This is a genomic window from Brachybacterium alimentarium, assembly GCF_002332425.1.
Classification (GTDB): Bacteria; Actinomycetota; Actinomycetes; order Actinomycetales; family Dermabacteraceae; genus Brachybacterium; species Brachybacterium alimentarium.
The window spans coordinates 72,260-94,939 of record NZ_NRGS01000005.1 but is presented as its reverse complement, the minus strand read 5'-3'; the positions used below and the strand labels follow the sequence as shown (position 1 = coordinate 94,939).

At 70.6% G+C, this 22,680-nt stretch carries 16 protein-coding genes and 1 tRNA gene; 11 read left to right on the top strand and 6 right to left on the bottom strand.

Annotated features, from left to right (window positions below):
• Nucleotides 1-82 precede the first annotated feature (82 nt).
• The 3 genes from CIK71_RS03675 to CIK71_RS03665 all read right to left on the bottom strand — a co-directional run bounded on the left by CIK71_RS03675 (nucleotide 83) and on the right by CIK71_RS03665 (nucleotide 3,359).
• Nucleotides 83-154, bottom strand: a tRNA-Thr gene (locus CIK71_RS03675).
• A gap of 73 nt (nucleotides 155-227) precedes the next feature.
• Nucleotides 228-1,043 carry a DsbA family protein gene (locus tag CIK71_RS03670; RefSeq protein ID WP_096163829.1) on the bottom strand — a complete coding sequence of 272 codons (816 nt, stop codon included), beginning with the start codon at nucleotides 1,041-1,043 and terminating at the stop codon, nucleotides 228-230.
• A 117-nt stretch (nucleotides 1,044-1,160) separates the two neighbouring features.
• The gene (locus CIK71_RS03665) at nucleotides 1,161-3,359 is read right to left on the bottom strand and encodes a serine/threonine-protein kinase (RefSeq protein ID WP_096164215.1); all 2,199 of its coding nucleotides are present in this window, start codon (nucleotides 3,357-3,359) and stop codon (nucleotides 1,161-1,163) included.
• A 306-nt stretch (nucleotides 3,360-3,665) separates the two neighbouring features.
• Between CIK71_RS03665 and CIK71_RS03660 the strand changes: the two genes are divergently transcribed.
• The 5 genes from CIK71_RS03660 (at nucleotide 3,666) to CIK71_RS03640 (ending at nucleotide 10,190) form a co-directional block, all read left to right on the top strand.
• Nucleotides 3,666-4,343, top strand: coding sequence for an AIM24 family protein (locus CIK71_RS03660; protein ID WP_096163828.1), 678 nt, complete (start codon nucleotides 3,666-3,668; stop codon nucleotides 4,341-4,343).
• A gap of 46 nt (nucleotides 4,344-4,389) precedes the next feature.
• Entirely contained in the window at nucleotides 4,390-6,816 is a 2,427-nt protein-coding gene (locus CIK71_RS03655) for a circularly permuted type 2 ATP-grasp protein (protein WP_176485528.1), read from the top strand.
• On the top strand, nucleotides 6,809-7,849 hold the full coding sequence (locus CIK71_RS03650; RefSeq protein ID WP_096163827.1) for a transglutaminase family protein: 1,041 nt from the start codon (nucleotides 6,809-6,811) through the stop codon (nucleotides 7,847-7,849). Before CIK71_RS03655 ends, CIK71_RS03650 begins: the two co-directional genes overlap by 8 nt.
• A 415-nt stretch (nucleotides 7,850-8,264) precedes the next feature.
• A complete protein-coding gene (locus CIK71_RS03645) occupies nucleotides 8,265-9,731 on the top strand; it encodes an FAD-dependent oxidoreductase (RefSeq protein ID WP_096163826.1) in 1,467 nt (488 codons plus the stop codon).
• A 69-nt stretch (nucleotides 9,732-9,800) separates the two neighbouring features.
• On the top strand, nucleotides 9,801-10,190 hold the full coding sequence (locus CIK71_RS03640) for a DUF1304 domain-containing protein (RefSeq protein WP_096163825.1): 390 nt from the start codon (nucleotides 9,801-9,803) through the stop codon (nucleotides 10,188-10,190).
• Between the two features lie 71 nt (nucleotides 10,191-10,261).
• Here CIK71_RS03640 and CIK71_RS03635 read toward each other — a convergent pair whose 3' ends face one another.
• Entirely contained in the window at nucleotides 10,262-11,473 is a 1,212-nt protein-coding gene (locus CIK71_RS03635; protein WP_096163824.1) for a pyridoxal phosphate-dependent aminotransferase, read from the bottom strand.
• Nucleotides 11,474-11,661: 188 nt separating this feature from the next.
• A complete protein-coding gene (locus CIK71_RS03630; RefSeq protein WP_096163823.1) occupies nucleotides 11,662-13,335 on the bottom strand; it encodes an AbgT family transporter in 1,674 nt (557 codons plus the stop codon).
• Between the two features lie 338 nt (nucleotides 13,336-13,673).
• Here CIK71_RS03630 and CIK71_RS03625 point away from each other — a divergent pair, with 338 nt between their 5' ends.
• The 4 genes from CIK71_RS03625 (at nucleotide 13,674) to CIK71_RS03610 (ending at nucleotide 19,290) form a co-directional block, all read left to right on the top strand.
• Nucleotides 13,674-15,926, top strand: coding sequence for an alpha-galactosidase (locus CIK71_RS03625; protein ID WP_096163822.1), 2,253 nt, complete (start codon nucleotides 13,674-13,676; stop codon nucleotides 15,924-15,926).
• A 62-nt stretch (nucleotides 15,927-15,988) separates the two neighbouring features.
• On the top strand, nucleotides 15,989-16,903 hold the full coding sequence (locus CIK71_RS03620; RefSeq protein WP_096163821.1) for a carbohydrate ABC transporter permease: 915 nt from the start codon (nucleotides 15,989-15,991) through the stop codon (nucleotides 16,901-16,903).
• Nucleotides 16,904-16,916: 13 nt separating this feature from the next.
• Nucleotides 16,917-17,873 carry a carbohydrate ABC transporter permease gene (locus CIK71_RS03615; RefSeq protein ID WP_096163820.1) on the top strand — a complete coding sequence of 319 codons (957 nt, stop codon included), beginning with the start codon at nucleotides 16,917-16,919 and terminating at the stop codon, nucleotides 17,871-17,873.
• Nucleotides 17,874-17,883: 10 nt separating this feature from the next.
• Nucleotides 17,884-19,290: an ABC transporter substrate-binding protein gene (locus tag CIK71_RS03610; RefSeq protein WP_096163819.1), complete on the top strand. Its 1,407-nt coding sequence runs from the start codon at nucleotides 17,884-17,886 to the stop codon at nucleotides 19,288-19,290.
• A 148-nt stretch (nucleotides 19,291-19,438) separates the two neighbouring features.
• Here CIK71_RS03610 and CIK71_RS03605 read toward each other — a convergent pair whose 3' ends face one another.
• Complete coding sequence (locus CIK71_RS03605; protein WP_096163818.1) at nucleotides 19,439-20,614, bottom strand: ROK family protein; 1,176 nt, start codon at nucleotides 20,612-20,614, stop codon at nucleotides 19,439-19,441.
• A 273-nt stretch (nucleotides 20,615-20,887) separates the two neighbouring features.
• On the opposite strand from CIK71_RS03605, the gene CIK71_RS03600 reads away from it, so the two are divergent.
• Both CIK71_RS03600 and CIK71_RS03595 read left to right on the top strand, forming a co-directional pair.
• On the top strand, nucleotides 20,888-21,748 hold the full coding sequence (locus tag CIK71_RS03600; protein WP_096163817.1) for an alpha/beta hydrolase family protein: 861 nt from the start codon (nucleotides 20,888-20,890) through the stop codon (nucleotides 21,746-21,748).
• 157 nt (nucleotides 21,749-21,905) lie between these two features.
• Complete coding sequence (locus CIK71_RS03595) at nucleotides 21,906-22,592, top strand: hypothetical protein (protein ID WP_096163816.1); 687 nt, start codon at nucleotides 21,906-21,908, stop codon at nucleotides 22,590-22,592.
• Nucleotides 22,593-22,680: the final 88 nt, after the last annotated feature.

Below are 22,680 nucleotides of genomic sequence, written 5' to 3'. Positions count from 1 at the left end.
GCCACGACGGGATCACAGCGGGTCCAAGGACCACAGCGGAAGACCCCATCACGCATTGCGCCTGATGGGGTCTTCCTGATCGAGCTGGAGACGGGAATCGAACCCGCAACCACCTGTTTACAAGACAGGTGCGCTACCGTTGCGCCACTCCAGCGGGTGGGGTCGGCCGACGGATCGGCCGACCCCAGAAGTCTAGAGGAGCCCAGCGGGCTCCGCGGACGAGCTTCTCAGCCCTCACCACCGTCGGAGGCCGCGGCGTCCCCACCGGCGGCGAGCGCCGCCTCGCGCAGGGCGCCCTCGGTCTGCCAGTCCTGGAACTGCGTCCCGTCGATCTCGACGTAGGGCGTGCCCTCCGTCTTGTCGGCCGCATAGGGATCGGCGATCTGGTTCACCCAGGGACGGTAGGTCTCGGCATCGATCGACGCCTTGACGTCGGCCGAGGCACCCGCCTCCTCCGCATAGGCCCAGATCTCCTCGTCGGTGAGGCCGGCGGAGTTCTCTGCAGGCTGGTTCGCGAACAGCAGCTGCATGAAGGCCAGCGACGCCTCCGGGTCCTCCTCGTAGACGGAGACCATGGCGGCGGCCGTCCGGGAGGAGTAGTCGCCCGTGGTCGAGGCGAAGTCCAACATGTTGCGCGGCACGAGGTGGAGGGTGATCTCCTCGTCCTCGACCATCGACATGACGTCCTCACCGTTGACCTCCTCGAACTGCCCGCAGATGGGGCACATGAAGTCCAGGTGCAGTTCGACGACCGGCTTGCCGGAGTCCTCGGGGGCACCGAAGGTCAAGTACGGCTGGTCCTCGCTCATGCCGGTCGGCACGGTGGGTGCGGGCTCGGGCTGCATGGAGCGGTAGACGAGGAAACCGATGGCGCTCGCGATGACCAGCGCGACCACGACGATCGCGGCGATCACCACAGTGCGCACGGAACGCTGCCGGCGCAGCTCGGCCTGACGCTGCTGGCGGAGCTTCTCCCTCTGTGCCTCGCGGCGCTCCTGCGCTGACTGCGAGGGCGCTGACTTCGATGATCCGGACGCGGCCATGAATGCTCCTCACCCCGGGACGGGGCTGCGGTGGGTGACAGGTCGGGGGAAGTTTAACCGGGGTTCCCTGAGCGCCACCGGAGGGATGAGGCACCTCACGGACAGGCTCGGCGTCGCTCAGCGCCTCCAGATCGCGATGTCCTCGAGCCGGGGGCCGGAGGGGAACGGGAAGTAGTCGACCATGCCCTCGCGGGCCAGCAGGGTGAACACCACGGCGCCCACCAGCGCCAGCAGCAGCACGAGCACCACCGAGGTCCACACACGGTCCGGCGCTGCAGCATCGACCATGCGATGAGCGCCGTTGCGGGTCGTGCGGCTGCCCAGGCCCACCCAGGTGATCAGGAGCGTCACCGCCATCGCGGCGCCGAAGGCGACTCCGTCGGGCGGGGCCGAGCGCTCCAGCAGAGTCCATCCCGCATCGATCGCGATGCCCACCAGCACGCCGAGGATCAGCGGGAAGATGGCCTGCAGGACGATCTCGAGCAGGCCCAGGAGAGCGGCGAACGGGCTGATGAGGCCGGCGGCCCACAGCGGACCGGAGCCGGTGGAGCCGCGCATGCGGCGGTCCGCGATCCGTCGGTGCGAACGCTCCCAGGTGCGGGCGAGGGTGCCCAGCAGCACGAACGCGATGAGGGAGACGTACGGCGCGAGCGCAGCGAGGGCGATGATCAAGAGGTGCCCGAGCCACACCAGCACCGGGCGGCGCGGAGGCCGCGGAGCCGGGGCGGGCCAGCCCTGCTGCATCGGAGCCATCTGGCCCCCGCCCTGGACCGGGTAGCCCGGCGGCGGCCCCTGCTGCAGCGCCGAGGGGTCGTACGCGGGATGCTGCGCCGGCTGCGCGACCGTCTGGCCCGGGGCCGGGTAGTGCGCGGCCTGCCGAGGGTCTGCGGCGTACTGCTGCGGGGCTCGCTGAACCGGGTACTGCGAGGTCACACCGAATCCGCCGGTCTGCTCGGGCGGCGGCGGGGCCGACGGGGGCACGACGGGCATCTGCCGGGTGGGCGGGCCCATCACGGGCAGGGCTTCCGTGGGAGCGTCCTCCGCGTCGTACCCCGAGCCGCCGAGGGACAGCGCCTCGGTGGGCGGTTCATCCGGGGTGCCGACGCGCGGCAGGGCCTCCGTCGGCGGCTCGTCACCGATCGCCTCGTGGCTGTGCGGAGGCCGCGGGTCGACACCACCAGTCCCGGGCCCGTCGGCGGCTGCGGCCGACGCCGCGCCGACCGCACCAGCGGCAGCCGCACCGGCTGCACCAGCACCAGCACCAGCACCAGCGTTCGTCGCGGCCGTGCCCACGGCATCGGTGTCCTCGCCGGCAGCCCCTCCTGCCCCCGTCACCGGGAGCGCGGCCGTAGAGCCATCGGTGTTCAGCGCCTCCGTCGGCCCGGCGTCCTCGTAACGGCTGAGGTCCAGCTCCGTGAGCCGCGCGAGCAGATCCTCGGGGGCGGGGCGCTGGGACGGCTCGGACTGCAGGGCGGAACGCAGCCAGGCGGCGAGCTCGACGGGCAGGCCGTCCACGTCGATCTCGCCGCGCTCGGCACGCAGGAACACGAGGTCGGCGCGGCCGCTGCCGAAGGGCTCTCGGCCCGTCGCGGCGAAGGCCAGCAGCGCTGCCCACGCCCACCAGTCCCCCGCTTCACCGGTGTGATCGGTGCGGATCACCTCGGGGTCCAGGTAGGCGGCCGTGCCCATCACGAGCCCGGTCGAGGTCAGGCGGGACTCCTCGGCGGCGATCGCGATCCCGAAGTCGATGATCACGGGGTCCAGCCGGTCGCCGTCGGGATCGAAACCGGTGAGGTCCTCCTCATCGGCACCGCGCAGCAGCACATTGCTGGGCTTGAGGTCGCGGTGGATCACACCGGAGCGGTGGATCGCGTTGAGGGCGTCGCCCATCACCAGTCCGATCTCGCGGACCGCCTCGGGATGCAGGCCGCCCTGGGTGCGCACGGCGTCCTCGAGCGTCGGGCCGGGCACGAACTCGGTGACCACGAAGGCGTCCGAGGAATCCAGCTCCGCATCCAGGATCCGCACGATGTTGTCGCTGCGCACCAGCTTCTGGGCGGCCACTTCGCGGGAGAGGCGCTCGCGCGCTCGAGGATCGTCGGAGATCTCATGACGCAGCAGCTTGATGGCCACCTCGTGGTCATCCGCATCGAACGCCCGGTAGACGATCCCCATGCCGCCGGCGCCGATCCTGCCCAGGATCTCGTAGCCGGAGTCCTCGGCGAGCGTGACCAGCCGTGGATCACGGCGCTCGCCGCGAGGGGACCCGTGCGATCCGGTGGATCCCGCGGAGCCGGGAGGCGGAGTTTCGACCATGTCCGCCATGCTACGAGGCGCGGCGGCCGGCAGGCATCCGCTTCACCGCTCCCGCACACAGTCACCACCGCGGATCCCTGCACGCTCCTGTTCCGCACTCGCATCGAACCCGCTCCGCACGCGCATCGCGCCCTCAGTGCACGCGCGTCGCGCCGTTCCGCACCGCGATGCGGCACCGCCGGGAGGTGTCTGCCCCACCGTGAGAAGATCTCCCTCGCCATGCGGTGCGCGTCGTCACACCGCGAACCGTTCGATCCCCCGAGTCGTCCGCTCGCACACATCACCCCACCCGAGGAGAGGGCCGCCATGCGCTCCAACCTGTTCGACGCCTCCAACCAGGAACGCCAGACCACGGATCGCTGGGCGCTGCAGTCCCCCAAGATGCTGCGCTGCTCGCTGAACCCGCAGGCCCCCGAGATCATCTCCTCCGCCGGCGCGATGGTCGCCTATCAGGGCCAGATGGACTTCTCCTATCAGGGTTCCGGCGGCGGCATGAAGCTGCTGAAGAAGATGGCGACCGGCGAAGGCGCGAACATGATGCGCACCCGCGGCCACGGCGAGATCTTCTACGCCCGCCAGGCCAACGAGATCTTCCTGATCCAGCTCGAGGGCGAAGCCCTCACCCTGAACACCCGGAACATGCTGGCCTTCGACTCCTCCATCCAGTGGGACATCCGGTCGCTCGGCGGGGCAGGGTTCATGGCGGGAGGACTGTTCAACCTGTTCCTGCAGGGGCAGGGCATGGTCGCGGTGACGTCCGACGGGCCGCCGATGCTGCTGGACTGCTCCCAGCAGCCCACCTTCGTGGATCCGCAGGCCGCCGTGTGCTGGTCCGCGAACCTGCAGCCGCAGATCAAGAACGATTTCAAGATGGGCTCGCTGATCGGGCGCGGCTCCGGCGAATCATTCCAGCTGGCCTTCCACGGCCCGGGCTTCGTGGTGGTCCAGCCCTCCGAGGGACTGCCCGTCGGCACCGGCTCGTGACGCCTCTCCTGACTACCCATCAGGGCTCCGTGCCTACGATGGACGGGTGAGCATCGCACCACCCACGGCCCTGGCCGACGAGCTGGCCGCGCTCGGCCCCGTCGGCCGGTCGCGCGCCGCGACGTCGGCGGCGAGGATGTTCGCCGCCGACGTCTCCGTCGCCCCTCCGCGCATCGATCCGGTCCCCGTCGTCCTGGACGCCGAGGAGTGGGAGACCCTCTCCTCGGGCCTGGTGCAGCGGATGCGGCTGCTCGATGCGCTGTACGCGGATCTGTACGGACCGCGCACGGTGCTCGGCACCGACGTCGCCCCCGCGGCAGAGCTCCTCCAGGATCCGGCCTACCTGCGCTCCGCGATCGGTATCCCGTCCGCCGGTTCCGCCCATCTGTTCGCGCTGAGCTGCGTCGTCTCCCGCACCGAGGAGGGCAGCTGGGTGGTGCACGAGGACCACCTCGACGTGCCCGAGGGCGCCGGCACCGCCCTGGAGCTGCGCCGGGTGCTCTCCCGCTGCGCACCGACCCTGTACGGCTCGACCGCGCTGCGCCGACTGCACCCCTTCTTCGACACCGTCCGCACGGCACTGCATCACCGTTCCCGTGCCGAGGGGCGTGCGGGACGCACCGTGGTGCTCACCGACACCGATCCCGAGGACCCGCTGCGCGCCTTCGACCACAGCTGGCTCGCGAACCTGCTGGGCGCGCCTCTGGTCTCCGTGGGCGACCTGCGCACCGGGTCCGGCACGCTGACCCTGCGCCGACCGGGCCTGGAGTCCGATTCCGGGGACACGGTCGACTCCCTGGTGCGCCTGCTGCCCTCGCACCTGCTGGATCCCCTGGATCTGGGGCCGACGCCCTACGGCGGAGTGACCGGGCTGGTCGAGGCCGCACGCTGCGGCGATCTCCAGATGCTGAACCCCTTCGGCACCGGTCTGCTCGAGAACCCTGCGCTGCGGGCCACCCTGCCGGATCTGTGCCGTCAGATCCTCCACGAGGACCTCCAGCTGCGGCCGGCAGGTCCGGCGGATCCGACGGGTCCGGCAGGTCCGGCAGGTCCGGCAGGTCCGGCAGAGTCTCCGGGTCCGCCAGGATCGGCAGATTCTCCGGGTCAGGCAGGTCAGGCACCGATGGGCGCCGGCTGGTTGTCGGTGGACCCCCACGGCGGCGACCAGCTCGTGGAGCGGCCCGTCCGTCTGCAGCTGCTGGTGATCGCCTCCGAGGACGGTTTCGACGTGCTCCCCGGCGGCGTCGCCCGCACTGCGGACGACGGCCCCGAAGCACTCAAGGACATCTGCGTGGCCGTCCCGGAGCCCTCCTCCCTGCCGGATGATCCCCGCGATCTCCAGGAGCCCCGCCCGGACGACTCCGCGCTGAACGGCTCGACCCTCGAGATGAGTGCACAGGGGAACGGTGGCCCCGCCAGCCACGGAGTCCTCGCCGCCCCGCCCGCGATGACCCGGTCGATCGGTTCGGACCTGTTCTGGTTCGGCCGCTATCTCGAGCGGGTCGACTCCACCGCCCGGCTGCTGCGCACCGTGCTGGACACCTCCAACGACCTCGGCTCCGAGCACAGCCGCGCTGCCACCACGGCCCAGGCGGTGCTGCTCGGGGCGGTCACCCACGTCACCACGACCTATCCCGGGTTCCAGGCCCTGGATCCGACGGATCCCGACGCCGTGCACCGGGAGATCCTGAGCCTGCTCACCGACGCGGGCCGGCCCGGCTCTCTCGCCCAGTCCTACTCGTCGCTGGCCCACACCACTCGCACCCTGCGGGATCTCGTCTCCGATGACGTGTGGCCGATCATCGCGCGGATGCGCGGTAGCTTCGGCACCTTGAACGGCTCGGACCTGCAGCCGCTCGAACAGGGCCTGACCGACGTGGTCGACGGCTGCCTGACCCTCTCGGGCGCGGTCGCCGACTCCATGCCCCGCAACCTCGGATGGGATTTCACCGAAGCCGGACGAAAGCTCGAACGGACGATGGGGCTGCTCGCGCTGCTGCGCGTCGCCCTGGGCCATCGCCGTTCCCGCGCCGCCGAGATCCGCATCGCCACCGCGATCGCCCAGATCACCGAGTCCGGGGCCTCCTACCGGCGCTCGTTCCATGCGGCCGTCCAGCCCGAGCTCCTCCTCGAGCTGCTGCTGCACGACACCACGCTGCCGCGATCGATCGCCTTCCAGATCGAGCGCCTGGGGTCGACCCTCGATCGCCTGCCCGAGGTGGAGCCCGCCCCGGAGCTGCGCGCGCCGTGGACCTCGCTGCGCTCCCGCATCGCCTCCTGGGAGCCACGGTCCCTGTTGCGCCCCGGCAGCGGGATGCTGGTCGAGGGCGGCGAGAGCGGAGGGGCGCCGACGGCGATGCTCGCCGAGGTCGACTCCGCGATCGCCTCGCTGCGCGAACTGGCGACCGCTCTGGAGGACCACTACTTCCGGCCCTCGGAGGCCACGTCACGATGGGGGATCGACGATGTCTGAGAATCCCGGACCCGCACGCCGTGCCGCTCCGAAGATCCCGCTGCGCCACGACGACGAGCCGTCGGCCCCGTCGCTCGACTACCGCGTTCACCACCTGACCAGCTATCGCTATGCGAAGCCGGTCTCGCGCAACTACGGCCGCGCCCACGTCGAGCCCCGCGCCACCCCGCACCAGCGGGTGCTCTCCCATGAGGTGGCCGTGGATCCGGCGCCGGCTCGGCTCACGGCCCATACCGACTTCTTCGGCAACTCGTCGACGTACCTGCTGGTCGACGGCATGCACGAACGGCTCGATGTGCACTCCCACGCCTTGGTGACCGTGGCGGAACGACGGTACGGCGCCGACGCGATGTCCCGCCCGTGGGAGCTGTGCGGCCCCGAGCACTGGGGGCCGCTGCTGCCCGCGGAGAGCATCGATTTCGTGCACCCCTCGCCGAGGATCCCCGCCGGGACCGCCGCCAGGGAGCTCTCCGACGCCGTGTTCACCCCGGAGCGGCCCATCGGGGAGTGCCTGGCCGAGCTGACCGGCCTGATCCACACCGACTTCACCTACGACTCCTCGGCCACCACCGTCGCCTCCACCCTGCAGGAGGTGCTCTCCGCGCGGCACGGCGTGTGCCAGGACTTCGCGCACGTGGGCGTCGCGGCGGTGCGGGAGGCCGGTCTCGCCGCGCGCTATGTCTCCGGCTATCTGCGCACCGCGCCCTCCCAGGCCGGGGCGCTGGTCACCCAGCCCGCCGGCGAGATGGTCGGCTCGGCGGCCTCCCATGCGTGGCTGAGCGTGCTGGTGCCCGGGATCGGCTGGGTGGACATCGACCCCACCAACCGCACCTTCGTGGATCAGCGCTTCGTGACCACGGCCTGGGGCCGGGACTACGCGGACGTGCCGCCGCTGAAGGGCATTGTCGTCGGCCCTCCCGGATCCCGCAGCACGCTCGACGTCGCGGTCGAGGTGGTCCCGGTCGACGCCTCGGCCTCCGCCTCCGAGAAGCCGGTCGCGACGACGGGCGCGTCGGCCCCCACCCCGGAGTAGTCCGTCGAGCCGCCGTCGTCGTCGAGGGACGACATCGGGAATCGCCGTCAATGTCGGGAGTCGCCGTCGGTGGTCGTCACCGGGGGACGCCGTCGTCGGGGGTCGCAGCCGTCGTCAGGAGTCGCCGTGGCGGCCGGAAGTCCCCTCGCGAGGAAGATGACCGACAGTGAACGTCTGCGCACGCTAAGTCAGCGCCGGGCGTCCCTCGTCCCCAGCACCCGTACGACGCCGGCGACCTGCGTTCTTGCCGCAGAACAGGCCTGATCTCGAGCGGCTTCGCGGCGTCGAGCCGCTCACATGCACCGGGGACGGAACGAATTTCGCGTATACAGTGGTGCGGAAATCAGCGCGCCCTCGACGACGCCTTCGACGACGCACCAGACCCGGCGCCACGGCGCCACGAGACCGAGGTGAGATGTCCTCCTCCCAGAAGCCCTTCCGTCTGGCCGTGATCGGCTCCGGCCCCGCCGGCGTGTACGCCGCCGAGACCCTTCTGCGCACCCCGCAGGTGAAGAACGGGGAGCTCGAGGTCTCGATCGACCTGTTCGACCGCTTCCCCGCCCCTTTCGGTCTGATCCGCTACGGCGTCGCGCCCGACCACCCGCGGATCAAGGGCATCATCACCGCCCTGCACCGCATCCTGGGCCGCGGCGACATCCGCTTCCTCGGTGACGTCGAGTTCGGCACCGACCTCACCGCCGAGGATCTGCGCACCCACTACGACGCGGTCATCTTCGCCACGGGCGCCCTCAAGGATGCCGACCTCGACATCCCCGGCATCGACCTCGAAGGCTCCCACGGCGCCGCCGACTTCGTGGCGTGGTACGACGGCAACCCCGACTACCCCCGTACCTGGCGGCTCGACGCGGAGTCGGTCGCCGTGATCGGCAACGGCAATGTCGCACTCGACGTGGCGCGCGTGCTCTCCAAGAGCGCCGACGAGCTGCTGCGCACAGAGATCCCCGAGAACGTCTACGAGGGCCTGCAGGCCGCCGCGACCACGGACGTGCACATCTTCGGCCGTCGCGGTCCCGCCCAGACCAAGTTCTCCCCGCTCGAGGCGCGCGAGCTCGCCCACCCCAAGGGCCTCCAGGTCGTCATGGACCCCCGCGACGTCGAGCAGATCACCGACGCCGAGTGGGAGGCCATCAAGGCGGACAAGCGCACCGACCAGGTCACGCGGACCTTCGTGGGCTGGCTCGAGGAGCAGCAGCGCCGCGAGGCCGCCGGCGAGGAGCCGACCGACAAGGACGGCAACCCCGCGCAGCGTCGCCTGCACATGCACTTCTGGCACCGCCCCGTCGAGGTGCTCGGCGAGGACGGCAAGGTCACCGGAATGCGCTTCGAGCGCACCCGCCTCGACGCCGAGGGCCGCGTGCAGGGCACCGGCGAGTTCCTGGACTACGAGATCGGTGCGGTCTACCGCGCCGTCGGCTACCACGGCTCGGAGCTGCCCGGCATCCCCTACGACGCCGCACGCGGCGTGATCCACAACGACGCCGGCCGCGTCACCGAGGCCGACGGGACCGTGCTGCCCGGCGTCTACGCCAACGGCTGGATCAAGCGCGGACCGGTGGGCCTGATCGGCGCCACGAAGTCCGACGCGATCGAGACCATCACCTCGCTGATCGAGGACATCGACGCCGGCGTCCTCGCTGCGGCCCCCGAGCGCGATGATGACGCGATCCTGCGCCTGCTCGAGGACCGCGGCGTCCAGTACACGACGTGGGAGGGCTGGACCGCCCTGGACGAGCACGAGAAGTCGCTCGGCGCCGCCGCGGTGGACGCCGACGGCGAGCCCCGCGCCCGCGTCAAGGTCGTCGAGCGCGACGAGATGGTGCGCGTCTCCCAGTCGGGGATGCCCCAGACCTCGAACGCCTGATCCGCGGCGGCAGGAGTCGGCAACCGCTCCCGCCGCCGCGCTCACCCCTTTTCTCCCCGGAAGGCCGCCGTGCTCGCCCTCGGATCCGTCCTCGCCCTGCTCGCGGCCCTGCTCCACGCGGTCATCTTCGTCCTCGAGTCGCTCGCCTGGGGCAGCCCCCGCGCTGCGAAGGTGTTCGGGGAGCAGAGCGAGGCCGAGGTGGCCGCGACCCACGACCTGGCGTTCAACCAGGGTTTCTACAACCTGTTCCTCGGCGTGCTCGCCGCACTCGGCGCCGTCCTCGCCCTCGCCGGGCTCAGCACGGTGGGCATCACGCTCATGCTCGCCGGCACCGGGTGCATGCTCGCAGCGGCCACGGTGCTGCTGCTCAGCTCGCCCGCGCATCGCGGCGCTGCCGTGCGGCAGGGGACGCTTCCCCTGCTCGCGGTGCTCGCGCTGCTGCTCGCCCTCGCCGTCTGAGCGCGCCGCGGTCTGAGCTCGCCGCCCGCCCTCGCCGTACGCCCTCGCCGTCCGGGCGCGGCCGCCCGTGCTCAGCGGCGGATGCCGGCGAGGTAGTCGGCGATGCGGTCCATCGCGTTGGCGAGCAGCTCCGTGCTGGGCAACGTGACCAGGCGGAAATGGTCCGGCGTGGCGAGGTTGAAACCGGTGCCGTGGGTGACCAGCAGTTTCTGCGTGCGCAGCAGGTCATAGGCGAACTGCTCATCATCCTCGATCGCGTACATCTCGCGGTCCAGCTTCGGGAACATGTACAGCGCACCCTGGGCCTTGACCACGCTGACCCCGTCGATCGCGCTGAGCCCCTCATAGGCCACGTCGCGCTGCTCGAGCAGGCGCCCTCCGGGCAGGAGCAGCTCGTTGATCGACTGATAGCCGCCCAGCGCCGTCGCCACCACGTGCTGGGCCGGCACGTTCGGGCACAACCGCATGTTCGAGAGCACGTCCAGGCCCTCGATGAAGCTGGTCGCATCATCCTTGGGTCCGTACAGCGCCATCCATCCGGCGCGGAAGCCGGCCACGCGGTACGCCTTGGACAGCCCGTTGAAGGTGATCGACAGCAGATCGGGCGCGAGGGACGCGATCGGGGTGTGGACCGCATCGTCGTAGAGGATCTTGTCGTAGATCTCGTCCGCCAGGATCATCAGGCCGTGCGTGCGGGCGACCTCGACGATGTCGCGCAGCACGTGCTCGGGGTACACGGCGCCGGTGGGGTTGTTGGGGTTGATGACCACGATCGCCTTGGTGCGCTCGGTGATCTTCGAGGCGATGTCCTCGACGTCGGGCCACCAGCTCTCCTCCTCGTCGCACACGTAATGGACGGCACGGCCCCCGGCGAGCGCGACCGACGCCGTCCACAGCGGATAGTCCGGCTGCGGCACGAGCACCTCGTCGCCGTCGTCCACCAGTGCCTGGCACACCATCTGGATCAGCTCCGAGACGCCGTTGCCGAGGTAGACGTCATCCAGCCCGATGCCGGGCATGTCGCGGGTCTGGTAGTACTGCGCGACCGCACGACGGGCCGCAGGGATGCCCTTGGAGTCGGAGTAGCCCTGTGCGGTGGACAGATTCTTGATCATGTCGACGAGGATCTCGTCGGGGCACTCGAAGCCGAACGGGGCGGGGTTGCCGATGTTCAGCTTGATGATCTTGTGCCCCTCTGCCTCCATGCGCGCAGCCTCTGCGGGCACCGGGCCGCGGATCTCGTAGCAGACGTCGCGCAGCTTGGAGGACTGGGTGAAGATCATCGGGGGCTCCTGGCCTGGTCGGGGGTGGGATCAGGCTAGCGCTCCGACCGGCCCCACGAGGACGACGACCGACCCACGGACGTGCGTCGGCCCCGCCGCCGACAAGCGCACCGGCGCCGACGACGGGCGCACCGCCGCCGATGACAGGACCGACCGGGGGCGCACCGCCCCGCGCGGTCGGCCGGACGTCACTCCAGGTGGATGCCGTTCGCGGGTCCGATCGGCAGGTCCAGACCGTAGAACACGAGGAGGACCGCGACCCATACCGTGAAGAACACGAGGGTGAAGGGGACCAGACGTGCCACCAGCGTGCCGAGGCCCGCGCCCGGCTCGTACCGGCGCACCATCCCCAGCAGCACGATGAGGTAGGGGCTGAGCGGGGTGATGATCTGCGTCGAGGAGTCGCCGATCCGGAAGGCCGCCTGCACGAAGGCGGGCTCGAGGCCGGCGAGGCCGAGCATGGGTACGAACACGACCGCCATCAGCCCCCACATCGAGGTGCCGGACGTGATGAAGAGGTTGGCGACCGCGCACAGCACCACGAAGGCCAGGATCACGGGCAGTCCGCCGAGCTGCGCCGACTCGAGCCAGGCCGCCCCGTGCACGGCGAGATAGGTGCCGACCCCGCTCCACTCGAACAGGGCCAGGAACTGTGCGAGGGCGAAGGCCACCACGAGGAAGCTGGTCATGGATCGCAGGCCCTGCCCCATGTGACGGGCCACGTCGCCGCCGGTGCGAATGGTGCCCAGCCGTGCGCCGTAGACGATGCCCGTCACCGAGAACACCACGACGATGAGGAACACGATGGACCCCATGAACGGCGAGTCCGGCAGCAGCCCGCCGCCGTCGCTCCGCCATGGGGAGAACGGGATCACGGCGATCGCCACGATGAGCGCGACGAGGCCTGCCAGCGTCACACCCGCCCAGACCAGCGCGCGCTTCTCCACGGGCTCGACCGACGAGCTGACGTCCTCGTCCCGCTCCCCCGTCCTGGCCTTCGGTCGCTCCTTCTCGCCGGACGCCGCGGTGCCGCCCGGAGAGCCGTCGGCCTCGGCCCCGCCGCCGCTGCTCGGGCCGGTCGGCGCACCCTCGTCCGGGTCGTCGATGGCCCTCGGGACACCGGCCCTCTCCAGGCGCGGCTCGAGCACACGATCGATGAGAGCGCCGCAGGCGAGCACGAGCACCAGGGAGGAGGCGAGGTTGATCCAGTAGTTGGAGACCACGGTGACGGGGGTCGCCTGGAGCGCATCGGGCAGGGCACCCATCACGCCGGAGGTGATCCCGGCGAAGTTCGCGTCGATCGGTGAGGGCAGCATGGAGGTCGAGAACGAGGCGCCGACGGCTGCGAAGCCGCCGATCAGTCCGGCCACGGGGTGGCGGCCGGCGGCGGCGAACACGAGTGCGGCCAGAGGCGGGATCACCACGAACGAGGTGTCGCTCATGAGGTTCCCGTTGACTCCGACGAAGGCGACGACATACGGCAGCAGCCAGCGCGGCGCGGACCCGAAGAGCCCTCGGATCGCGGCACTGAGCAGGCCCGAGCCCTCGGCGATGCCGACCGCGAGGACGATCGGCAGCACGTTCACCAGGGGTGGGAAGCCAATGTAGTTCTCCCCCATCGTGGTCGTGAACCAGGTCAGCCCCTCGCCACTGAAGAACGAGCGCACCTGCAGGGGATCGTCCTCGCCGGGCACCTGCACCTGCGCCCCGAGCGCCCCCAGCACCGTGGTGAGCACGGCGGTGAGGAGGAACAGTCCGGCGAAGAGCACGAGCGGGTCGGGCAGGCGGTTCCCGATCCGCTCGACCCGGTCGAGCACGCGGTCCAGGCGCTTCGGACGGACGGGCGCGGCGGAGGCGGACATCGAGCTCCCACGGGGCGGGCGTCTCCCGCTGCCGGGAGGCGCGCGAGGGCCACGCGCAGGGCCTCATCATAGGACCGGGAAGTCCGCCGGGATCGCCCGTCCACGCTCGCGAGGAGCACGTTCCGTCTCAGGACCGACGCTCCCCTTGACGTCCGAGCCCGTATTTAGTTTCATGGTTTCAGTTAAGCGCTCAGCGCAGTTCCTCTCGCCCGGCACCGCTCGCCCCGCACCGTCCGCTCGGCAGCGCCGGTCCACCCCGCACCGTGCGCCACCCCGCCCCGTCCGCCTGTCCGTCCCGTCCGTCCCGTCCGTCCCGTCCGTCCTTCCGGAGGCCCCCGATGACCCCACGTCCTACTCCCGGCTCCGCTGCGGAGAGTGCCGTCACGGCCCCCGCGCCCGGGGCCACCCAGCGTCTGCACCTGGCCGCCGCGGGAGTCTCGGTGGTCCTGGACGTGACCGAGGGGCGCATCCCCGCCCTCCTCCACTGGGGCGCCGACCTCGGCATGCTCGGCGCGGCCGGGCTGGACGCGGTGTGCACGGCGAGCATCGAACCCGTCCCCCACAACGCGGTCGACGTCCCCGTCCGGGTCGGGATCCTTCCCCAGCAGTCCGACGGCTGGATCGGACGGCAGGGCCTGACCGGGTCCCGGCCCGACGGCTCCGGCTGGGCGCCGCGGCTGGCCACCCAGTCGATCTCGGTCGACGGGACGCCCCTGCGCGCCGCGCACGCCGAGACCGGCGCGGCCCTGGTGCGCTTCGAGCTGGCCGACGAGGAGCTCGGACTCGCCGTCGCCCTCGAGGTGGAGCTGCTGCCCACGGGCCTCCTGCGACAGCGCGCCACCCTCACCAACACCGCCGCGAGCCCGTACGCGCTCGAGGAGCTCACGCTGACCGTGCCCGTCCCCGGCGACGCGGACGAGCTGCTCGACTTCGCGGGCCGCTGGGGCAAGGAGCGCACGCCCCAGCGCAGCACCTTCACCGTCGGCACCCACCTGCGCGAGAACCGCCGCGGCCGCACCGGGGCCGATTCCGCGCATGTCCTGCATGCAGGCCGTCCCGGCATCGGCTTCCGCCAGGGCGAGGTCTGGGGCGTGCACACCGCGTTCTCCGGCAACCACCGCCACCTCGCCGAGCAGATCAACACCGGCGACCGGCTCCTGGGCGGCGGCGCGCTGCTGGTGCCCGGCGAGGTGGCGCTGGGCGAGGATGAGAAGTACACGAGCCCCTGGCTGTATGCCTCCTACGGGGAGGGTCTTGATGCGGTCGCCTCTCGCTTCCACCGCCACCTGCGGGGGCGCGAGCACCACGTGAGCACCGATCGTCCCGTGACCCTGAACGTGTGGGAGGCGGTCTACTTCGCCCACGACCTCGACACGCTCACCGCCCTCGCCGATCACGCCGCGGATCTCGGTGTGGAGCGCTTCGTGCTCGACGACGGCTGGTTCGGATCCCGCCGCGACGACACCCGCGGCCTCGGCGACTGGGTGGTCTCGGCCGACGTCTGGCCCGACGGCCTCGGCCCGCTGGTCGACCACGTCACGGGTCTGGGCATGGAGTTCGGACTCTGGTTCGAGCCCGAGATGGTGAGCGAGGATTCCGACGCGGCCCGCGCCCATCCGGAGTGGATCATGTCCCCCTCTGCCGACCGACTCCCCCTGCCCTCGCGCCACCAGCAGGTGCTGAACCTGTCGATCCCCGAGGCGTTCGAGCACGTGAAGACCCAGATGAGCGCCGTGCTGGACGCCTACGACATCGGCTACATCAAGTGGGACCACAACCGCGACCTGCTCGAGGCCGCGACCCGCAGCACAGGCCGGGCCGCCGTCCATGAGCAGACCCTCGCCGCCTACGCCCTGATGGATGCGCTCAAACGGGATCATCCGGGGCTGGAGATCGAATCCTGCTCCTCGGGCGGCGCCCGGGCGGACCTCGCCGTGCTCGAGCGCACCGACCGCGTGTGGGTCTCCGATTGCATCGATCCCCTCGAACGCCAGCAGATGAACCGCTGGACCGCGCAGCTCCTCCCGCTCGAGCTCATGGGCAGCCACATCGCCTCCGGGGCCTCCCACAGCACCGGCCGCCTGCACAGCCTCGACTTCCGCGCGGCGTCGGCCCTGTTCGGCCATCTCGGCATCGAATGGGACCTCACGCAGGCCGACGCCGAGGAGATCACCGCGCTGCGCGGCTGGATCCGCCTCTACAAGGACCGCCGCGCACTGCTGTTCACCGGCGACCTGGTCCGGGCGGACCGCGGCGACAGCCCGCTGTGGCTGCACGGGGTCGTCTCGCCGCAGCGCGACCGCGCCCTGTTCACGCTCGCCGCCGTCGGCCGCTCGGACCGCTCCCAGCACGACCGCCTGCGGTTCCCGGGCCTGGACCCCGAGTCCCTCTACCGGATCCGCCCCCTCCCCTCCGAGGCCCGCACCTCGAGCCTGATCCCGCCGCGCTGGATCCAGCTCGCCGAGGAGGCGGCCGAGGACGGCGGCCTCCTGGTGCCGGGCTCGGTCCTGACCGTCTCCGGCCTCGCCGCTCCGCTCCTCGACCCCGAGCAGGCGCTCCTGATCGACATCACCCGAGCAGAGGTCTCCTGACCTCTGCCCCTGCACGGACGGGTCCGGGCGGTCCGGCCCCGTCGAACCGAAAGAAGGTAGCCATGTCCACCGCGACGACGTCGACGCGGTCGGCCCCGACACGACGCCGACGGAAGGACGATACGAAGCTGGCGCTGCTGTTCATCGCGCCCGCCACGGTCGGCCTCCTGGTGTTCCTCGTGTGGCCGCTGCTGACCGGTCTGTACTACTCCTTCACGGAGTACACGACGCTCACCCCACCGCAGTGGGTGGGGCTGCAGAACTATCAGAAGCTGATCGCGGATCCGATCTTCTGGAACTCGCTCAAGGTCACGGTGCTCTACGTCCTGATCAACATCGGGGTCCAGACGATCGTGGCGCTGCTGATCGCGGTGCTCATGCAGCGCCTCACGCAGTCCACGATCCTGCGGTCCCTGGTGCTGGCCCCGTATCTGGTCTCCAACGTGGTCGCAGCGATCGTGTTCCTGTGGATCCTCGACTCCCAGCTGGGCGTCTTCAACATCTTCCTGCAGTGGATCGGCTTCGACCCGATCTCGTTCTGGTCCAGCGAGACCTGGGTGATCCCCACCGTCGCGCTGGTCAACGTGTGGCGCCACATGGGCTACACCGCGCTGCTGCTGTTCGCGGGCCTGCAGTCCATCCCCGCCTTCCTCTACGAGGCCGCGCGCACCGAGGGCGCCGGAGAGCTCACGCTGTTCCGTCGGATCACGCTGCCGCTGCTGCGTCCGATCCTGGCGCTGGTGCTGATCATGACGATCATCGGCTCGTTCCAGGTGTTCGACACGATCTCGGTGACGACCCAGGGCGGCCCGGCCGACGCCTCGAAGGTGCTGCAGATGTACATCTACGAGAACGCCTTCGGCCAGTACCAGTTCGGCTACGCCTCGGCGCTGTCCGTCGCACTGCTGGTGATCCTCATGGTCATCACCTTCGCGCAGTACTGGATGACCAATGCCGGCAAGTCGGACCTGGACTGACGGGAGAGAGCACATGACCACGACAACGCATCCCGCCCCCGCCGGGTCCCCGCGCATCGCGGACCAGGACCGTCCTGTCGCACGGAAGCCGAAGAACGGCATCCCGTGGGGCAAGATCGCGGCCTGGGCCGTGATGGTGATCTTCCTGCTGATCACCCTGTTCCCCTTCTACTGGATGCTGCGCACGGCACTGTCCAGCAACAACGCCCTGGCCACCGATCCGGGCAGCCTGCTGCCCGTGGGGCTGAACTCCGGCGGCTTCGAGCGGGTCTTCGGCCTGCAGGACGTCGAGACGGCGATCTCCCAGGGCGGCAGCGGTGCCTCGATCAACTTCTGGCGCTACCTGCTGAACTCGGTGGTCGTCGCGACCGCCGTCACCGTCGTGCAGACGTTCTCCTGTGCGATGGCGGCCTACGCGTTCTCCCGCCTGCACTGGCGCGGTCGCGACACGGTCTTCCTGATCTTCCTGGGATCGCTGATGATCCCGCAGATCTTCACCCTGCTGCCCAACTTCATCCTCATCAAGCACCTCGGCCTGGTCGACACGCTGCTGGGGATCATGCTGCCCACCCTGTTCATCTCGAGCTTCGCGATCTTCTTCCTGAGACAGTTCTTCAACAACGTCTCCCGCGAGGTCGAGGAGGCGGCCCTGATCGACGGGGCGAGCAAGGCGCGCGTGTTCTTCGTGCTGATCCTGCCGATGTCCAGCGCCCCGCTGGCCACGCTCGCGCTGCTGACCTACATGACGGCGTGGAACGAGTACTTCTGGTCGCTGATGGTGTCGTACACCGATCAGTCCCGGGTGCTCACCGTGGCGCTGGGCGTCTTCCGCGCCCAGGCGCCGGGCACCGGCCCGGACTGGTCGGGGCTGATGGCGGCGACCCTGGTCGCGGCCGCACCCATGCTGCTCCTCTTCGCCCTGTTCGCGAAGAAGATCGTCAACTCCATCGGCTTCAGCGGGATCAAGTGAGGTGCCCCAGATGAACTCCCCGATCCACCGAGCAGGCACTGCTCTCCCCACCCCTCCCTCTGCGCTGACCCGTCGTCGGCTGCTGCAGGGATCGGCCGCCCTCGCGGTCGGCACCGTCGGCGCCGGTGCCCTGTCCTCGTGCGGCAGCGCCTCCGGCCCGGCGGGCTCCACCGAGATCGACTACTGGCTGTGGGATGCGAACCAGCTTCCCGCCTATTCCGCGGCGATCGATCGCTTCATGGAGCTGAACCCCGATGTCTTCGTCCGCGTCACGCAGCTGGGCTGGGACGACTACTGGACGAAGCTGACGGCGAGCTTCGTGGCCGAGTCCGGCCCCGACGCCTTCGCCGACCACCTCGCCCGCTATCCGGAGTTCCTCAAACTGGGCGTGATCGCCCCGCTGGACGGCCTGGGCCCGCTCGACGAGATCCCGGCGGACCACTTCCAGGACGGTCTGCAGGAGCTGTGGACCGGGCAGGACGGGAAACGGTACGGCCTGCCGAAGGACTACGACACGATCGCGGTCATGTACGACAGGACGATGCTCGAGGAGGAGGGACTCTCCCCCGAGAACCTCGAAAACCTCGACTGGAATCCCGAGGACGGCGGCACGTTCGAGAAGATGCTCGCCCGCCTGGCGCTGGACGAGAACGGTGTGCGCGGTGACGAGGAGGGCTTCGACCCCGAGAACGTGGCCCGCTACGGGATGGCGGCAGACGCCGCGGTCGACTACACGGGCCAGTCCAGCTGGTCCGCCTTCGCCCTGTCCACCGGCTGGACGTTCACGGATGCGGACACCTGGGGAACCCGATTCAACTACGACGACGAGCGCTTCGCCGCGACCATGGACTGGTACTTCGGTCTCGTGGACAAGGGCCTGTTCCCACCCTTCGGCGTCTTCGGCGATTCCAGCCCGGCCCAGACCCAGCTGCAGTCGGGCAAAGCCGCGCTCGCCCTGGCGGGGTCGTGGATGATCACCACGTTCAACAACATGGAGGGCATGGAGCTGGGCATCGCCCCGCTCCCCTCCGGTCCGATCGGCACGCCCGTCTCGATGTTCAACGGACTCGGGGACTCGATCTCCTCACAGTCGGACAAGAAGGAGGAGGCGGCCCGCCTGATCGCGTTCCTGGGGTCCGACGACGCGCAGCAGATCATCGGCGAGCGCGCCCCGTTCTTCCCCTCGACCGATGCCGGCACCGAGGCGGCGATCGAGTCGTATGCCGCGGAGGGCCTGGACGTCACTCCGTTCACCGACCGGGTGAAGAACGGTGAGACGGGGCTGTATCCGCTCGTGGAGAATTCGGCCACGATCATGACGACCATGCAGTCGGCCTTCGACCAGTGCTGGATGCGCCGGATCGACGGGGCCGATTTCGCCTCATACAACGACCGGGTAAACGACCTGTTCGAGTGAGCCTCGGCGCTCAGCGCGCACCTCCGGCTGACGGCCGACTCCTGCGACCTGGAGCCGGCCGTCAGCCCGTTCCAGCCATCAGGCCGTTCGAGCCGTCAGCCCGTTCGAGGATGCACCGGGAACTGCACGGTGCCTGCGGCGCTGGCCGTCAGGTCGTGCGCGGGGCGACGCCCACGAACTCCTGGATGGCGATGACGGCGGCGCCGCGTGCCCATTCGTCGAAGTCCCCGCTGAGGGTGCGCACCACGAGGTCGCGCTGGCCGCGGGCCGTGGTCTCCCGCAGGGTCTGCTCGAAGACGGGCCGGGCGGCCTTCAGCAGGTCGACGTTCTCGCCACCGAGCACGATCGCCTCGGGGTCCACGACCGCCACCAGGCCAGCCGCGGCGAGCGCGACCATGCGCGCGAGGTCCTGCGCGACCTCCAGCGCCGCCGGCTCCTGCTCGCGCACGAGCGCCCGCAGCTCCTCGATGCCCTGATCGGGCTCGAGCACGCCCTGCTCCTGCGCCCGGGCCACGACTGCGTCGGTGCTGGCCACATCCCGGATGGCGAGCGGACTGCCCTGCGGGTCCTGGCCGACCACGACCCGGCCGGTCAGGCCCGCCATATGATTCCGTCCCTCGAGCACGCGCCCGTCGATCACGGTGCCGATGCCCACGCCGGCGCCGACGGTGAGCACGGCGAAGGAGTCGTAGGACCGCCCGATGCCGAACCAGTGCAGGCCGTTCACCATCGCGACCAGATCGTTCTCGACCACCACGGGCAGACCCACCCGCGCTTCGAGGAGGGCCGCGAGCTCGACCGGCTGCTGCCATCCCAGCAGGTGGGCGTTGACCACGGTGCGTCGGCGCGCGACGAGTCCGCCCAGGCTCACTCCGATGCCGGCCAGGCGCGGATGCGCCTCGATGATGGCTTCGACGGGCGCGAGCATGGCTTCCAGCAGCTCGTCCACCGTGGTGCCCGTCAGGGGCAGCACGAGCTCCTCGAGGGTGTTGCCGCGCACGGTGGTCACGACGGTGTGCACCTCGTCGGCCGTGACCTTGACGCCGATGAACAGGGGCCCGCGGTTCTCGACGATGTCGAGGGGTTCGTGAGGGCGGCCCTTGGGGCGCACCACCGCGGTGAGCGGGTGCAGCCGGTCCGCCTCGAGCAGGTCACGGGTCACGCGGGTGACCGTGGGGGCCGAGAGCCCCAGACGCTTGGTGAGCTCGCTGCGCGAACGGGGGCCGAAGCGCAGCAGATCCCGGTACACGGACCTCATGCTGTCGCTGCCCAGATCCGCGACGGCGCTCACCCCTGTGCTCTCCTGCTCATCGCTCCCGGACATGCGGAGAGCCTATCGTCCCAGGTGCTGCGGCCGACGCCTGTCCGCTACATGCCCCGGTCCCGGGGCGAGCAGCTGCTCGAACTCCGGTCGTCCCCGACGTGGCCGGGCCAGTCCGATAGTGTCGAGGTCACCCACCCGCCACTACCCCCATCGGATATGCCGAGCCTTCACGCGTCACCGTCACTGTCGACATCCGCCGTCACCTCTCCCCGCTCCTGGTGGCGACGCCACCTCGGAGCGGAGCTCGATCCCGACGCCACGTGGCGTCCCGGGGTGAGCCGGGAGCCCGCGCATCCCGGGGTGCGCGGCACGATCCACCAGCTGCAGCTCCGGAACGATGGCATCGACCTCGTCGCCGAGCTCTACCGGCCGCTGTCCGTGCCCTCGACCGGCGTCGTGGTGGTGGTCCCCTGCTACGACACGCCGCCCTTGTTCGCCGAGCCCACGGCCCGCACCGAGCTCGCCGATCTCGATCCCTCGGCGGCGGCCCTGGGGCTGCAGCTCGCCGCCGTCGGCCACAGCGTCCTCGCCGTGCCCTGGCGATTCGAGCAGATCGCCGCACATGATCCGGTGCTGGCCGAGGAGTCCGGCGCCGCCGAGCGCTACGGCCCCCTCGCCGCGCGTCACCAGCGCGAGCAGGGAGGAAGCCCCATCGGCCGCAGCGTCGCGGACCTCATGCTCGCCGTGACCGCCCTGCAGGAATCCGGGCTCGCGGACGGCTCACGACTGGCGACCTTCGGGGACCGTCTGGGCGGTGGTCTCGCGCTGCGCCTGGCGGCGCTCGACGAGCGGATCGAGGTCGCGGCCGTCCACGAGCCACGGCTCGATGCCGCCGACGTCGCGGAGCCGGACCAGAGCTCCCACCCGGGCCACGTCCCGTTTCCGGGCCAGGGACCGGAGCACGAGGAGCGCCAGGAGGCGGACGACCTGCTCTCCCTCATCGCGCCACGCCCGCTCCTGCTCGCCGGGAGCACCCACGGCGGCGCCCGCCAGGGCTTGGAGCCGATCCGTCGGGCCCGACGGCACTGGCCGGATCAGGAGGGCCCGGACCTGCTGCGGCACGAGAACGAGCACGCACTGCCGCATCATGTGATGGCCGGCATCCGGGAGTGGCTGCGCGACCGCACCTGCTGAGGAACCCCGTCCGGTGAGACAGCACCCGGTGGCGCCGGGCACCGAGATCCGGTGGAGTCGACCCGCCCCGGTCTGCCATGCTCGGTGCAGACCTGCCCGACGCCGCCCGGAGCGCTTCCGCGGCGCGGGCGAACACCCACGACGCACAGGGAGCCCCATGAGCGAGACCGCGGCGGATACCGCGACGGACGAGCAGTCGATCTACACGGCCTACGAGATCGACTTCATGCTCTCCCTGCGACCCACCGAGAGCGCTCAGCTCTCCCGCGAGCAGGTGGGACTGCACAGCGCCCCCGAGGAGGCCCGCGAGTTCGTGACGGCGGCCGTCACCTCGGGGCTGCGCGCCCGCGGGAAGGTGGATCGCTCGAGCGACGGCCAGTGGCTGCTGGGCGAGGAGGGCCAGGTGGTGGCAGGGATCCTCACCTCGGCCGATCGCTGGCTGGGCCTTGCGCTGTCCGAGGGCGACGCCATGCGGATGGCGTTCGTGGTCAAGGCCGGGCAGGCCGTCCTCCTGCTCACCCAGGACGAGATGGACTCCTTCCTCATCACCTCCCTGCCGGATCCTCAGCACGTGCCGTCGGCGGTCGCGGACATCGTCACCGCCTTCCTCGACGACGGTCGCGAGCGCACCGCCTCCCTGCGCCGCGTGGACCTCTCCGCCCCGGAGGACGAAGTCCCGCTGATGATCCACGTCGAGCAGGACGGCACCTGGCGATCCGGCCACCTGCCGCTGGACTCCGACGGCATCCTCACCGTCTCCGGCACCGAGCGCGGCGAGCTCACCGAGACCGTGCGCCTGCTGTGGGAGGACGGCACGAGCAGAGACCCGGGTACCGCTGCCTGAGCGGCATGGTCTGCTCGCCGTGGCCCGACCGGCGCACTCCGGTCCCTGCGGCAGGCCCAGCGGCCCCGCCCCTGATCGCGTACCTCCG

Excerpts from the sequence above, each read along its gene's own strand:
- CIK71_RS03670 (WP_096163829.1), bottom strand. The coding sequence starts at position 1,043 with ATGGCCGCGTCCGGATCATCGAAGTCAGCGCCCTCGCAGTCAGCGCAG.
- CIK71_RS03665 (WP_096164215.1), bottom strand. The coding sequence starts at position 3,359 with ATGGTCGAAACTCCGCCTCCCGGCTCCGCGGGATCCACCGGATCGCAC.
- CIK71_RS03660 (WP_096163828.1), top strand. The coding sequence starts at position 3,666 with ATGCGCTCCAACCTGTTCGACGCCTCCAACCAGGAACGCCAGACCACG.
- CIK71_RS03650 (WP_096163827.1), top strand. The coding sequence starts at position 6,809 with ATGTCTGAGAATCCCGGACCCGCACGCCGTGCCGCTCCGAAGATCCCG.
- CIK71_RS03645 (WP_096163826.1), top strand. The coding sequence starts at position 8,265 with ATGTCCTCCTCCCAGAAGCCCTTCCGTCTGGCCGTGATCGGCTCCGGC.
- CIK71_RS03635 (WP_096163824.1), bottom strand. The coding sequence starts at position 11,473 with ATGATCTTCACCCAGTCCTCCAAGCTGCGCGACGTCTGCTACGAGATC.
- CIK71_RS03630 (WP_096163823.1), bottom strand. The coding sequence starts at position 13,335 with ATGTCCGCCTCCGCCGCGCCCGTCCGTCCGAAGCGCCTGGACCGCGTG.
- CIK71_RS03625 (WP_096163822.1), top strand. The coding sequence starts at position 13,674 with ATGACCCCACGTCCTACTCCCGGCTCCGCTGCGGAGAGTGCCGTCACG.
- CIK71_RS03620 (WP_096163821.1), top strand. The coding sequence starts at position 15,989 with ATGTCCACCGCGACGACGTCGACGCGGTCGGCCCCGACACGACGCCGA.
- CIK71_RS03615 (WP_096163820.1), top strand. The coding sequence starts at position 16,917 with ATGACCACGACAACGCATCCCGCCCCCGCCGGGTCCCCGCGCATCGCG.
- CIK71_RS03610 (WP_096163819.1), top strand. The coding sequence starts at position 17,884 with ATGAACTCCCCGATCCACCGAGCAGGCACTGCTCTCCCCACCCCTCCC.
- CIK71_RS03605 (WP_096163818.1), bottom strand. The coding sequence starts at position 20,614 with ATGTCCGGGAGCGATGAGCAGGAGAGCACAGGGGTGAGCGCCGTCGCG.
- CIK71_RS03595 (WP_096163816.1), top strand. The coding sequence starts at position 21,906 with ATGAGCGAGACCGCGGCGGATACCGCGACGGACGAGCAGTCGATCTAC.